The organism is Pseudomonas lundensis, from assembly GCF_015377145.2.
Lineage (GTDB): Bacteria > Pseudomonadota > Gammaproteobacteria > Pseudomonadales > Pseudomonadaceae > Aquipseudomonas > Aquipseudomonas lundensis.
This window is the reverse complement of the sequence record NZ_CP062158.2, coordinates 1,002,751-1,016,286: the sequence shown is the minus strand read 5'-3', so window position 1 is coordinate 1,016,286 and position 13,536 is coordinate 1,002,751. Positions and strand designations below refer to the sequence as shown.

11 protein-coding genes are annotated in these 13,536 nt (G+C 52.9%); 2 read left to right on the top strand and 9 right to left on the bottom strand.

Annotated features, from left to right (window positions below; genetic code table 11):
- Positions 1-56: 56 nt before the first annotated feature.
- Positions 57-2,489: a TonB-dependent siderophore receptor gene (locus tag IF654_RS05095; protein WP_194862710.1), complete on the top strand. Its 2,433-nt coding sequence runs from the start codon at positions 57-59 to the stop codon at positions 2,487-2,489.
- Between the two features lie 41 nt (positions 2,490-2,530).
- On the opposite strand, the gene IF654_RS05090 is transcribed toward IF654_RS05095, so the two are convergent.
- On the bottom strand, positions 2,531-3,145 hold the full coding sequence (locus IF654_RS05090) for a LysE family translocator (protein WP_169879360.1): 615 nt from the start codon (positions 3,143-3,145) through the stop codon (positions 2,531-2,533).
- Between the two features lie 159 nt (positions 3,146-3,304).
- On the opposite strand from IF654_RS05090, the gene IF654_RS05085 reads away from it, so the two are divergent.
- Positions 3,305-3,757, top strand: a complete 453-nt coding sequence (locus tag IF654_RS05085) for an Lrp/AsnC family transcriptional regulator (protein WP_047273821.1) — start codon at positions 3,305-3,307, stop codon at positions 3,755-3,757.
- Between the two features lie 14 nt (positions 3,758-3,771).
- Here the strand turns inward: IF654_RS05085 and IF654_RS05080 are convergent, their stop codons facing one another.
- From IF654_RS05080 to IF654_RS05045, 8 genes are all read right to left on the bottom strand, one after another.
- On the bottom strand, positions 3,772-4,326 hold the full coding sequence (locus IF654_RS05080; protein WP_194862711.1) for a DUF924 family protein: 555 nt from the start codon (positions 4,324-4,326) through the stop codon (positions 3,772-3,774).
- 266 nt (positions 4,327-4,592) lie between these two features.
- Positions 4,593-5,951, bottom strand: coding sequence for a formyltransferase family protein (locus IF654_RS05075; protein WP_094987402.1), 1,359 nt, complete (start codon positions 5,949-5,951; stop codon positions 4,593-4,595).
- Between the two features lie 3 nt (positions 5,952-5,954).
- Entirely contained in the window at positions 5,955-7,541 is a 1,587-nt protein-coding gene (gene yidC / locus IF654_RS05070) for a membrane protein insertase YidC (protein ID WP_094987403.1), read from the bottom strand.
- Positions 7,542-7,625: 84 nt separating this feature from the next.
- Positions 7,626-7,853: a hypothetical protein gene (locus IF654_RS05065; protein WP_047273817.1), complete on the bottom strand. Its 228-nt coding sequence runs from the start codon at positions 7,851-7,853 to the stop codon at positions 7,626-7,628.
- On the bottom strand, positions 7,850-9,016 hold the full coding sequence (locus tag IF654_RS05060; protein WP_094987404.1) for a CDP-glycerol glycerophosphotransferase family protein: 1,167 nt from the start codon (positions 9,014-9,016) through the stop codon (positions 7,850-7,852). The genes IF654_RS05065 and IF654_RS05060 overlap by 4 nt, the downstream gene beginning before the upstream one ends.
- 1 nt (position 9,017) lies before the next feature.
- Positions 9,018-9,797 carry a phosphocholine cytidylyltransferase family protein gene (locus IF654_RS05055; RefSeq protein WP_094987405.1) on the bottom strand — a complete coding sequence of 260 codons (780 nt, stop codon included), beginning with the start codon at positions 9,795-9,797 and terminating at the stop codon, positions 9,018-9,020.
- Complete coding sequence (locus IF654_RS05050) at positions 9,797-10,447, bottom strand: gamma-glutamyl-gamma-aminobutyrate hydrolase family protein (RefSeq protein ID WP_094987406.1); 651 nt, start codon at positions 10,445-10,447, stop codon at positions 9,797-9,799. The genes IF654_RS05055 and IF654_RS05050 overlap by 1 nt, the downstream gene beginning before the upstream one ends.
- Entirely contained in the window at positions 10,444-13,497 is a 3,054-nt protein-coding gene (locus tag IF654_RS05045) for a PEP/pyruvate-binding domain-containing protein (protein WP_047273815.1), read from the bottom strand. Before IF654_RS05045 ends, IF654_RS05050 begins: the two co-directional genes overlap by 4 nt.
- Positions 13,498-13,536 lie beyond the last annotated feature (39 nt).

Below are 13,536 nucleotides of genomic sequence, written 5' to 3'. Positions count from 1 at the left end.
TTTTCATTTCTCATCCCACCTATCTCCTGACACCTTCACACGATCAGGAGAATGCTGTGATCAACCCGTGGCCCAACGCCCTCTGCGTTGCCGTTGCTCTGGCAACGGTGGCGAGCCCTGCACTGGTTCAGGCGCAAGACGTGAATTTCAACCTTCCGGCTGGCCCCTTGGCCACTACCCTCAATGCGATTGCTAGCCAGAGCGGGAACATCATCTCCCTTGAACCCGCCCTCGTGCAGGGCAAACAGGCACCGGCTGTGGTAGGGCGCATGTCGCCCGAGCAGGCGATGGACGCGGCACTGGCAGGCAGCCGTCTGCAATTGCGCATCACGGGCCAGGGCAACTTCAGCGTCGAACCGGCTCCGCAAAACGGCGATGCCCTACAATTGGGGGTCACCCGCGTCGTCGAGCAAAGCCGCGACGCCACCACTGAAGGTTCCGGGTCTTACACGGCCCAGGCGGTCACCATCGGCAAGGGTTCACACAGCCTCAAAGAAACACCACAGTCCGTCACCGTGATCACCCGCAAAATGCTCGATGACCAAAACCTCAACACCATCGATCAAGTCATGGAGAAAGTCCCCGGGATCACCGTGTACGACTCTCCCATGGGCGGTAAGTACTTTTACTCGCGCGGATTTCGCATGAGCGGCCAGTATCAGTACGACGGCGTGCCGCTGGACATCGGCAGCAGCTACGTACAGGCCGACAGCTTCAACAGCGACATGGCAATTTATGACCGGGTTGAGGTGTTGCGCGGTGCCGCTGGCATGATGAAGGGTGCGGGCGGCACGGCGGGCGGGGTCAATTTTGTGCGCAAACGCGGCGGCTACACGCCGCACACGCAACTCTCGCTCTCGGCGGGCAATTGGGACAACTATCGCGGCCTGGTGGACACCGGCGGGCCCTTGAATGAGTCCGGCACGTTGCGAGGCCGCGCCGTAATGGCCCAACAAACCCGCCAGTATTTTTATGACGTCGCTGAACGCCGCGACCAGATTTACTACGGCGCCCTTGATCTGGACCTCACCCCGGACACCACGCTCGGCCTGGGCCTGGCGTATGAAGACGTAGATGCCACCCCGTGCTGGGGTGGGTTGCCGCGCTATGCCGACGGCAGCGACTTGAAGCTCAAACGCTCCACCTGCCTGAATACCGCGTGGAATAACCAGCGCAGCAAACGCACGACCGTCTTCGGTGACCTGACCCACACCCTCAGTGACGACTGGGCACTCAAGGTGGCCGGGGTGTATTCCAAAAATACCCAGGACATGGAATACGCCTTCCCCAGCGGGCCTGTTCCCGTAGGTGCTACTCACACCAACACGCTCATGCTGGGGAGCATTTACGACTACGATCAGGTCGACTACGGCTTCGATGCCTATGTCGATGGCACGTTTGATGCCTTCGGCCAAGCGCACGAACTGATCGTGGGCGCCAACGCCAGTCGCTCGCATAAAGATGACTTCTACGCCGTGGCGGCCCTGCCCCAGCGCCAGGATATCTTCAATCCGGATCACCATCTGCCACGGCCGGACGAGGGCTACTACCTTGCCAATGCCTCGCGGGGCGGCCCGGTGGACATGCGCATCCAGCAATATGGCGCCTACAGCCTCGCCCGACTGAAACTGGCCGATCCTCTGACCGTTGTGGTTGGCAGCCGGGTCAGTTGGTACTCATCAGACAGCGACTCCACCACCTACTGGCGCGGTGAAGGCACCCCGGTCAGCTCCAAAGCCAGGGAAAGCGGGCAAGTCACCCCCTTTGCCGCCGTGTTGTTCGACATCAACGATAACCTCACCACTTACGCCAGCTATACCGACATTTTCACCCCACAAGGCGGCTACAAAACCATCGACGGCAGCAGCCTCAAACCGTTAATCGGCAAAAGTTACGAGCTGGGGATCAAGGGCGAATGGTTCGAAGGACGCCTCAACAGCGCTTTTAACCTGTTCCGCACCGTGCAAAACGATGCCGCGCAAGATGATCCGTTGTGCCCGGACAGCAGTTGCTCACTGAACTCCGGTAAAGTCCGCGCCCAGGGCTTCGAGGCAGAAATCAGCGGCGAAGTTATCGAGCGCCTGCAACTGCTGGCGGGCTACACCTACACCCAGAGCAAAGTACTGGAAGACGCCCAGCCCGATCAGAAAGGCCTGGCCTACACCTCTTACGTGCCGCGCCACCTGTTGCGGGTGTGGGCCGATTACGCACTGACAGGCGCCCTGGAGCGCGTCACGTTAGGGGCGGGCGTCAACGCGCAGAGCAGCAATTACCGCGTGTCGCCCATCAGCGGCAACGACGTCAGCCAAGCGGGTTACGCGGTATGGAACGGGCGCATTGGCTATCGCATTGATGACACCTGGTCGGTGGCGCTCAATGGCAACAACCTGTTCGACAAACGCTACTACGCCAGTATCGGCACTGAAGGGTTCGGCAACTTCTATGGCGAACCGCGTAACGTCGTTATGTCGCTCAAGGCAGACTTCTAAGCCCTGCACCCTCGCTGCCCTGACACACGGGCAGCGATGGATTACAGCATCTGCTCGGTCAGTAATATCAGGGCAATCAGGATCATGATGGCGCCCGAGGTCTGACTGACCCGTTGCGCTGCGCCGGGCCGAGTTTGCAGCACCGCTCGGGCGCCGAATCCAACCAATAAATACACAACGCCGCAACTGACCGCATGCAGCCCGCCCAAGGCCACGATCTGCGCAGGCACTGGCCATGTCGACAGGGGGTCGGTGAACTGCGGCAACAGCGCCAGAAACAACAAAAACACCTTCGGATTCAAGCCGCTGACGCACAACCCCTTCCACGCCCAACGTGACCAGGAGTCCGCCACCTGAACGCTTCCGGACACCGGGGTTGCGGGGTTTCTGAGCATCCCCACGCCAAGCCAGAACAAATACAGCGACCCAGCCACGGTCAGCACCTTGAGAATCATCGGATTGCTGGCCATCAACCCGCCGACGCCCGCCGCGACAATGATCGTCGCCAGTAAATGCCCCGACAACAAACCTGCCACCGCAGGCGTTACCCAACGGCCGCGCATGCCCGCCGAGATGGCATACGCCCAATCGGCGCCAGGGGTGATGATGAACAGGAACGACACCGCCCAGAACGCGGCCAGAACACTGAGAGTCACGAGATAAGCACCTTCTAGGGGCCAAACAGGGTTAAAGGGCAAGCCAGACGACTGAGGCCGCTCGTGGCAAAACCGACCGATAGAAGATTAAGTAAATGCTGCTAGGATTACTTTGCGTTTATCCCCGACCAGCGCCACACAATTAGAAGGTTCTTCTCAGTGGATCGAATTGACCGAAAGATTCTTGCTGAACTGCACACCGATGGCCGGCTTTCTCTCACTGAATTGGCTGATCGCGTGGGCCTCAGCCTGTCGCCGTGCCATCGTCGGGTGCGGGCACTGGAAGAAGCCGGGGTGATATTGGGGTATCGGGCTGTGCTGGCGCCCAGCGAGCTGGGGCTGAACTTTTCGGCCATGGTGTTCGTGACCTTGCGCGAAGTCACGCGTCAAGCCGTAGCCGATTTCGAGGCTGCACTGCCAGACATCCCGCAAATCGTCGAAGCCCAACGGCTGTTCGGCGACCCGGACTACCTGCTGCACGTCATCGCCAAAGACTTGCCGGCCTACCAGCAGCTCTACGACGAACACCTCAGCGCATTGCCCAACGTACAGCGCCTGGTGTCGACACTGGTGATGAAACGGGTCATCCATGACCGTGTGTTGCCGCTGTAACACAACAGGACGACCTACCCCGCAAAGCCTCCACTCTCCAGATAAGCGCGCTCAGCCTGCGTCGTCACCCGCCCCAACACCTCATTGCGATGAGGAAAACGGCCGAATGTTTCGATGATGTCTGCGTGCTCTTTGGCCCATTTGAAATCCTTGGGCTCCAGGCCTTGATGCAGTTGCAACGACAGCTGCTGATCGACAGGGTCTTCAGAGTGATCGAACGGCAAGTAACAGAAAATACGCAGATCAGCGGCCACCTGCCTGTCCATCCCGCCATCGATCATCTGCCGCGCGTAAAACCGCGCCAAGGGGTCAGTGGCAAACATATGCGCCGTCCCTCTGAACGCGTTGCGCGGGTATTGATCGAGCAAAATCAACAACGCCAGCGCGCTGTCAGGCGCCGCAGACCAATGCTCCAACTCCCGCCGCGCGGCGTAAAAGTGCGCAGTGTAAAACGCATCACGAAACCGCTTATCAAACCCTGCATCCTTGGCAAACCACTGTTTTGGGCCTGCGTTTTTCCAAAACTCAAGAACTGTGCCTGCAGAAGGCTGAGCATCACGCTTCACCATGTTCATCACTTTCCCCGCCGGTCATTAAATAAACAGGTTTTACTTTGCCGCTACAGCATAGAACCAGAACCTCGAACAAGGTGCATGATCCGGCTGTCGCAAAAGAAAAAGCGCGATAACAATTCAGCTTTATGAATTGCGGAATGGATCGCACAGGCGCGGAGTCGTACAACCCGCTGGATTAAACAGACACTCTTTTGAAAGACCGCCTTGCCGGACGGTGGCAAAGCGGCGAAACAGCACAATACGACTACAGCATGACAACGTTAAGCTTTGAACATTCGATCAAATACTGCGTCCTGTATCCGCTCATGCATAAAATGATAGGTCATGCTTGAACTTTCGTTTTGCGAAACAGCCTTCACATCCGTAAAACCCAATGTTTTGATGATGGCTTCGCGCAATACACGAGCACGCAACCACGGATCTACAAACGCATACGTTGCTCGATACAACGTCTTCAAATCTTTACCAGAACGACTGACATCGATATTAATCACGGGTAAGTATGAAGCCTGAATAATATCGCCATCATCTATACCGGGCGCCATATAAAAACACGTCGCGGAGGTTCGTCCCTTAACCAATTCTGACCACAATGCACAATCGGCTCCCCGCACATCAGGCAAATAGCCGGGATGAACATGCACAAACTTCAGATGTGGCATGTCCAACAGTGCTTTGGGCACAATGCCGCCCCCCGTAAACAACAAGGTGGTCTCAGGCAGTGCGGCCAAATAACTGTGCAGGGCATTGTCCTTCAAGCCATTTATCATGAGTTTTTCAATCGAGGACGAATACGTCCTCAAATCCTTCACTGCCAAGGCTTCATCAACAATTGCATCGGAAAACCCCAGTGAAGATTCGATACTCCGTTTTAGGCTGTTGAAAAGTTCAGACTCCTTTATTTGCAAGGCTCGCGACCAGTAATGGATGCTGCTTTTCTGGCGATAGTGAGCGTACGCAAGTCTCGCTGTACCCGGTAAGAAACGGCCGATGGGCTTTGCGCTGGCGAGATCATTTGCGGAGATAAGGTGAATGATTTTTTTGGGTTTTAAACCCATCCCTTTAAGCGTTGCCAAATAAGCTCGGGCTATCGGACCTTCCCAAAACAAAACCGTAACATCCAGCTCTTTTAACAGTGGTTTAACAGGCGACAACTGGGAAGGTGTTTCTGACGTGCTAGACGCTGAAAACCCATTTAGAAATTGATCCGCCCGAGCATTAATAAACGAAACTAAATCTTCACTTACTTTACTTGATTGCGTATTGATGAACGCCAACAACTTAAGGACTGCATTTAAACGTTTAAGCGCTACAACAGATTGCCCCGCCTGCTCCAGACGTAAGAAGTCCCTGACGAGAAGAAGAAGCGCCAACTCTAGATACGGAACATCTAACCAGCGGTGCGTCGCCCTCCCCCCCGTTGACAAGTAACTCTCGTAAAGTCCGCGCGAAATCTCAACACGCTTGGATAGAAACTCTAGTGTGTCCAGCGCGTGTTCAGCACATACTGATGCTTCTGCAACCGTTTTTAACGCGCAGGCCGTGTCAAAGTATGCCTCTGCAATCGGCTCTGGCTTAAGCGTCTCTAGACGGCTGCTAATAGCCTGTTCAATTAACATAATTTATTCAGCCTTTATTATTTTTTGATGCAGCACTTGCAAAATATTGGCCGATGTCCAATACAGCACCATGCCTGCTGGAAAGGAATAAAACAGAACGAAAAAACCCAACCCCATCAACAATGACGTCATTGTTTGTTTCAAAGAAGTCTTTGCTCCGGAGGCCGAGGCCACTTTGATACTCAACAGCGTCGTAAGGGCCATCAGCACTGGTAGCAAATTAAAGTAGGCGCCCAACACAGGCAAATCGATACCCCACGAGAACAACTGATCCGGCTCTGCCAGTGTTTTAATCCACAAGAAAGAAGCATCGCGCAGTTCAAATGTTTGCCCTAACAAGTGATACAAAGAAACAAACACAGGCACTTGAATCAAAATGATCAGCAGCGGCTTCATTCCGGCTAGCGGGCTTACATTGTTACTTTCGTACAGTTCTAAAATACGCTCACTTTGTTCACCGCCTTTATAGCGACGACGAATATCTTCGAGCTGCGGTTGAAGACGTGCTTGAACCATTGCGAATTTTTTTTGTGCCGTCATGGCGTTTTTAGCTATCGGGTACATTGCCAGCCGCACTAAAACCGCAAGCAGTATTATTGACAAACCCCAACTGCCTATCACTGCATGAATGAACTGCAGGACTTTCATAATGAACAGACTCAGCCCGCGTAACCAGTCCCACAAACCAGAAAACAACACCCCACCCAGATCCGGATTCGCCTCCGTTAAAGCGCCGTAGGCTTTACCCCCACCGAATACATTCCAACTGTAGGTTTGCGTGGAAAGTTCTTGCGATTGCTCGATGGGTAATTCAATAAAAATTGACGTTAAAAAACTGGCTGGCATCTGTTTCGATTCAGACTGCTCAGGCGCTTTGGCTGTCCACTGCAATGGCTTCTGCGATGCCTTCGTTGGGACTAAAATCATAGCCAGGTAGCGACTCTCCAACCCTACCCAGTCCCAGTCGGTAAGCGAACTGGATGAGAACTGGCTGGGTTCGTCTTCACCTCCTAGCCGGACTGTCGACACACCTTGCGCGGTGTTGTAGACCAGCTGGGTGAAGGAATAAATGCTTTGCCCCATTCCCAGTCCGGAGACGGGTTTTTCTCCAACACCCGGCCCAACTTGTAATTCCAAGTGATCTCCGTCTGCACGATGGGCCGCAGGCAACTCCAGACTTACATCAAAATCTGCACGCCATGCGTGCTCGCTCAACCGCCAGGTCTTCTTCAGAACAAAAGGCAACTGGGGGCTTTTAAGGCTGAGTACAACCTCTTGCGAAGTCTGCTGTTCTAAAGTCCATCCTTGCGCAAGTTGCTCCCACTCCTGCAATGGCTTGCCAGCCAATTGGCCTTGTAACGCAAAAAGTTGCCCCGTGGGCGCTGCCATATCCTGTAATTGGTCGTCAGCATTCTTAACGCCTGGAAGACGCCAGTGATCAACGTTTCCTGTAGACAGATCGAAGGTTATGTCAAGACTGTTATTTTTTAACGAAATACCTTGCGATTCATTGGCTGTCACACTGAAAGCACACAGCAAAAGCAACCATGCACTCAAGAGGCTAAGGTATTTATTTTGATAATTTGGCATGAGAGAAGGTGTTCTTAAATACTTAAAAAGACATTAACCCGCTATTGCTGATTTACAGCATTAGCGGGCTAAGCATAGAGGACGTTAAACTTCTTCTTCAGACTTGTTTTTTTTGAGCGTGTCTTTACGCAGCCCCAACACACGCAACAAACGGTGCCAGTACAACTTCAACACCATCGCAATGGCGGCAACGGCTCCCAAAATCCCTTGCAACAACGCACTGCCAGTACCCGGATCCAGGTAGGCAAATGCATTGATTGGCAATAACGCCAGACACACTAACGCAACCAAAGAAGCATCAATTTTTTTCACAACCCTTCACCCCTGCCATTCACCAAAGAAATCAGATAGTTTGCAGCAACCTCACCGCTTGTACCTGAATTAAAAATCCAACGTTCACGCGCAGCGCAAATTGAGGCCCGTAATTTCTTCGAATTTTGGACCATCTCATGGGCCAACTGACCGGCTTGCTCCAAGCGGTCAGTCGACAACACAACACCCAACTGCTCTCTCACCTGCACTTCGAGCGGCTCAAGACCCAGCGCAGGATAGTCGTTATTTAATACCTTGCGCGGTACATCAACAAAGATGACCGGTCGTTCAAGCCCAAAGGCAAATTCCAAAGCAGCACCTGACCAGTCACTGAGCATGAGATCAGAGCTCAACAACGACGCCCGTCCATCACCGTCTTCATCCAGACTAAACAAAGGCTCTTCGCGGTAGTGCTCAGCAATCTGTTCCAGCTTTTGCGCAGCCAGCTTACGAGTCCGTGGATGAGGCCGCAGTATAACTCTGCAACCGGCCTCAATCAGCGGATGTATGACATCAATGCCATGACGTTCGAGGACACCGTTTTCACCCCACGTAGGTGCAACCAGTACTTGCACAGGATGCCCAGGGTCTTTGCCTTCCAGTGCATGGCTGCGTTCTTTCAAGAGCGTATCAAGTCGTCCGTACCCATGCTGGATCAACGCCTTGGGTTTCAGCCCATAGGCCGCTTCACGTGCTCTGGTCTCGTCGATGTGATGCGGTCCCACACACAAGATTGAATCAAAGTGGTCGAAAGCCGCCGCTCTGTAAATCATGTGTGTGCTCACAATTGAGTGATGCACATACACGTAATGCACAGAAAACGGGGACCGCTTTATATGGAAGCTCTGAAGATCCGGCATAGTCATCAACAACACGTCGGCTTCGAGGGTCGCAAAAAAAAGGGTCCGCACACTGCCTTCGCCAATATAAAAAGCGCGCATGCCGGGTAAAGGATTGAGCAACAGCGGATCATTCTCAGCAGAAGTGACATACACCACATCCTGTGAATGCCGGGCCTGCAGACTGACGTAGATCGGCTCAAAGTAAGACCAATAACCGCGCCCTTCCGAATAAATGACAATGCTCCGGTCTTTAGCAGATAACCGCTTGAAGGCCTTGAGGCTTTTCCATTCCCGGAACAGCTTTTTTAAAGCGGCAAGCATTTCAGTGCTTTAGCTGGATAAATGAATCCAGCTCACCTGTGCTAATCATGTGGTGATACTGATCAAGGTCTTCGACTGTGTCGACTTCCAACCAGCCGTTCTCAGTGTAAGCCGCCTTGGCCAGCCATCCAGCGTTGATGAGTTCTTGCAGAAAAGTCGTCATGTACATGTTGTCGAAATTTTTTCCATCACGAAGCACATCACGATCCAGCGCGTTCCAGAACTCACGAAACGCACGAACACAATCCCCTCGGACCTTGATCAACCCCATGTATTGACCTTGAATTTCATCGTAGCTTTTGGGTTTTTTACCTAGCTCAACAATATGATCTTCAGAGTCAAGTTTCAGCGTTTCAGCATCGGACAGTGGATCGTCCATACGGATGGACCAAAAACGACGCCACTCCGTGTCAATCGACACCGCGAGCGGAGTTTCCACAGCCAACAACGCTTGCAATACGCGCTCTTCGTAAATGATATCGCCATAAGCGATCAATAAATCCTGACCGTCCTGCATCCACTCTTCTGCACAGAACAGAGTCGATACCATGTTGGTCTCTGCAAATCTGGGGTTGCGGTACAGATGAACCCCCTCTGCTTTTAATCCTTCGGCGCAGTAACCACCGACAAGCGCAATGTCGTTAAGACCACAGGCACGTAATACATCAAGTTGACGGTGCAGCATCGGGCGTCCATGCAATTCAACCATGCATTTTGGACGATCATCCGTATAGGGCCGCAAACGAGTCCCCTGACCGGCGGCTAAAATGATCACACGCATCAAATCTGTCCTTGGTTTAAGTAAAGCTGACGAATAAGTTGTGCATCCAGGCGTGCATTTTCAGACGCCCTCTCGGGGTGCCACATGATACCAATCCACGGCAAAACCTTATGGGAAAAAGCTTCTACCGTTCCATCGTGAGCAACGACCTCTGCCGTGCAATCTGCGGCAAGTGATTGCGGCTCAATCCCCCAGTTATGAAAACTATTGACGCTTTGGTACTCGTCAAAAACAGAACACCTTGCGGAGTCAAATTTTCGTACCGAGTGCGTACAGCCTGCATGACCAGAAACGGGTAGCAAATCGCCGCCCAAGTAATGATTGAGCATTTGCATGCCTCGGCACACACCCAGCACAGGCAGAGTGTTGATCCGCGCCCAGTTGAGCACTTCAAATTCAGTTTTGTCTCGTTCAGGTGCCGAGCGCTGTGCGCCTGCCAAATGCGCAAGATCATTGCCTCCGCTCAACAAAACACCCTCAATACCCTGTCGCGACAACCAATCAGCCGGGCGTTGCAATGTATTGGGCACAGGAATCAGATCCATCCCCAAGCATTCAAATAACGTCGTCCAGGCTTGGTCCAAACAGTCGCGGCGTTCACAATAACCTGCGACCTGCTCAACGCGCTGAGTAATGGCTATGCGTTTCAATGGATAACCCTGATAGTGCGATTACCCGCGTTGAGGTCGAGTTCTTTCGCGGACGCAAGTTTACGAAACAAGGCCTCCCCAACCCCCAGTGCAGCCGGTAAACCAAATTCAGCGGCACGAATCGCCATATGAGAGTTAGCCCCTCCATACATAGTGATCAAACCTGCGATTTTCCGGCTAAATAGCCAGTCGTATCCCGGATCTGCCTGAGGAATCAGCGCAATTTTCCCTTCCAGATTCAACTCATCGCGCTCGAGGCTCAAATCAACACAGCTGCCTTGCACCCGACCACTGCCCACAAAGTTTGGCTGTGTCGAAGGGTACAAGAACACCTTGAAATCCTCTACTTTGCACAACAAAGGCGGCAGTTCGATCGACTTTATCTGCATGTAGCGGCTCAATCCCTCCCGAGCAAGTTGCGATAACCACTTCTCCGTTTCCACGTCATCGAGAACACCACTGCGCAATGACAAAATCGCATCCAGCTCGACGTGAGCCAATGCTTCACGTGGCACACCTAACGTATTACCCCACTCTGCAAGCTCATCGAGCGCCAACGACAAATTCCGACTAAAGGCGAACTTCGCTGACTCTCGCCCTTCAATGGCTTGCCTTAAAAAGCGCTCTAATTCTTCGACCGTACAGTTGAGTCCCTCGCTGACCAAAGCATCACAGAATCGTTGCCGGGCACCATTCCATAGTTGACCCGATGCGTGATCCAAACTGGTATGAGGCGTGCTGTTATTCACAATCGGGCGCAGATAACGCTCTGCGTCAGCACGATAACTCAATGAATTTATATCGTAAGTACCGGGTCGCAAATGACCGTATTGCTGAACAAACATATCCCACGACAGCGTGCCGGACGCACAGGCTTGTGCATCATCAGACAGCTGATGACTAACCGTGCGGATCGAATTCAGGAAATCGTTAAGCTCGGCTTCGCTCAAAATCCTGGCATTCACGGCTGAGCGCAAAAGCGTAATTGCTACAAACGCACTGCGCGCCAAATGTGCAAAAGGCAGGGTTCCATGCAACCGGCAGTCGTGCAATAACATCCAGACTTTATCCAGAGGCGGCAAGGCCTGCTGCCTGATCTGCTCAAAACGCAGCTCAAGCTTGGCGATATGTGCATAGTCCTGATCGTTACGTTTCAATGCCTGGGCGCTGATTTCTCGAAGCGAGTCACGCAACTGGTCAACTTCGCTCTCAGAAAATCCACCCTGTTCAATCAATCGAATGCGCCAATGATCGAAGTCGAGTGCAAAGCAAGTCGGGACAACATCGAACTCAACTTTGTCATGCAGGTGGGGGTTGGACTCTAACCAGCTCAGATAAAAATCAACGAGACGCTCAGCCAGAGATTCATTCAGCGCTGCGGGCACGAATGAGTTAAAACTGGCGCGGATATCCACATAAGGATGGCCCGCAAAACTCACCAACAAAGGTTGAGGGCGCACATCCCGGTAACCATATTCAGCACGTTGGGCCGCCCATGTATCGTCCATGATCAAATGTTTATAAAGACTTGTCGCCAAAGCGCCGGGCTTGGTCCCAATAATTTCAGCGGGGTTCCAGTCGGGCATCACCCCAAACAGAGCCTTGCGGCCCACTACAAAAGGCGAAGGCTGCTGCAGCTTGATGAAACGCTCCTCAGCCTCATTGAGCAGGGCGAAGATCTGTTCGTCGCCACCATCATGAACCGAGTGCTCAACCGCGATGGGCCTGACTTGCAGAATATGCAGTCCACCCTGGGGTGTAATTGCAAACTCAACATCCAGTGAGTCGTAATTAAGCAACGACTCTATCTCGCGCAAGGCAGGCAGCAAGTCGCGTACCCGCACCGGGATGTTGGCACTTGATGAACAAGCATCGCGCCGAACCACGAGAGTTTTATGCTCTTGGCTACTACCGCTGGTTATCGATTCAGTGCTGCCGCTAACATCGTCATAATTGATAACGTAATACGGCGCCCCGTCGCTCAGGCTTCGAGTAAAAACCACACCGCTCGCGGTGACATTTTCAAGCATGGGTTGAACCAACACCTGATTTTCAGGATTGGTATCGGTGTAGGACGCAATGACATGTTCAATGGCATTAGACAGCGCTTGCAGATTTGCCCCTTCAATATTCAGCAGGCTTGAGTAAGCGCCTGCGTTCGAATTGGCAAAACCATCTTCAGACAACGCGCTGCTTCGGATGACCAAACGTTGCGAGGTGAATTGCGACTCGATAGCCGATAACACGACAGACTTGTTTTGAAGCCACTGATCGACCGTAAAACTGACTTGATCTTCAATGCGACTGCATTTGACCATCCGTCGCAATCTTCTCAACGTTTGCGCTTTAGTCCCCAGTACAAAGTGCGCAAGATCCTGTGGCTCGTTCAGCTCTGCCCACTGTCCGTGAACGTCAACCGATTGAACAGAAAAACCTGAAAGACGCATGGCTTCTATGAGGTCGGAGAGGTTGCCGGATCGCAGATGTTGGCGTAGATCCACCTTAGACTCGTGCAGATACTGAAGCGCCTGCCGGCCAAACTGAACACATCCCACAAACTCTGCTGACGCCAGGTCCGGAGGGATATCTGTGCCCAGACGCATCACCGTCTGCCCATGAAGGCATGTTTTTTCACAGCGTTCTATGTCCATCCGAGTACGCCCGGCATATCGCGTGCGCCAATGGCTATCGACCGCAACGGTGATATCTGCCTCACACCGACGTAGTTCTTGAACCAGGCTTTTTCGGATCAAAATATCGGAATAAAAGACGAGGCATTTTTCCTCGGCCTCAACATCAACTTCCAGCAAAGAGTACGCTGCGCCGGACGTCTCCCAATCAGCATTGATCCAGTATTTCAAGCCCGGGTAGCCTTGCTGGATCGATTCGACTTTGTATCCGCCCACAAAATGAACAGCTGCCTTTAAAGGCTCAACCGCCCGCAACAGCCAGTCGAGCACCCGCGCATGCCCTGACGCATTGCGTAGAGCTGCGTGTTCGTCACCCTGATAAGGCTTTCCTGCGCCGAGGATAATTACTGCTGACTGCATGGGACCGACCTGACCTTTTTCAATAAACGTATTTAATGG